The sequence below is a fragment of the Paenibacillus sp. FSL H7-689 genome, from assembly GCF_000517905.1.
Classification (GTDB): Bacteria; Bacillota; Bacilli; order Paenibacillales; family Paenibacillaceae; genus Paenibacillus; species Paenibacillus amylolyticus.
Genome location: NZ_ASPU01000035.1, coordinates 1 through 212, shown reverse-complemented (window position 1 = coordinate 212; position 212 = coordinate 1). Strand labels below are relative to the sequence as shown.

The window sequence follows — 212 nt, the reverse complement described above, 5'->3', positions numbered from 1 at the left end:
CTATGGGCCCTGGTGGACTCGAACCACCGGCCTCACCCTTATCAGAGGTGCGCTCTAACCAACTGAGCTAAGGGCCCTAATATATATCCCTTATTCCTTGGCAAGGGGGGCAAAAAAAATACCCCAAAGGGAAATCGCTTGGCGGCGTCCTACTCTCCCAGGACCCTGCGGTCCAAGTACCATCGGCGCTAGAGGGCTTAACGGTCGTGTTC

Annotated in this window: 1 tRNA gene and 1 rRNA gene; both read right to left on the bottom strand. The window is 55.7% G+C overall.

The window, feature by feature from the left end:
* Positions 1 to 3: 3 nt before the first annotated feature.
* Positions 4 to 77: transfer RNA gene (locus tag C170_RS21805), tRNA-Ile, on the bottom strand.
* 59 nt (positions 78 to 136) lie between these two features.
* A 5S ribosomal RNA gene (gene rrf, locus C170_RS31680) occupies positions 137 to 212 on the bottom strand; the annotation flags it as partial.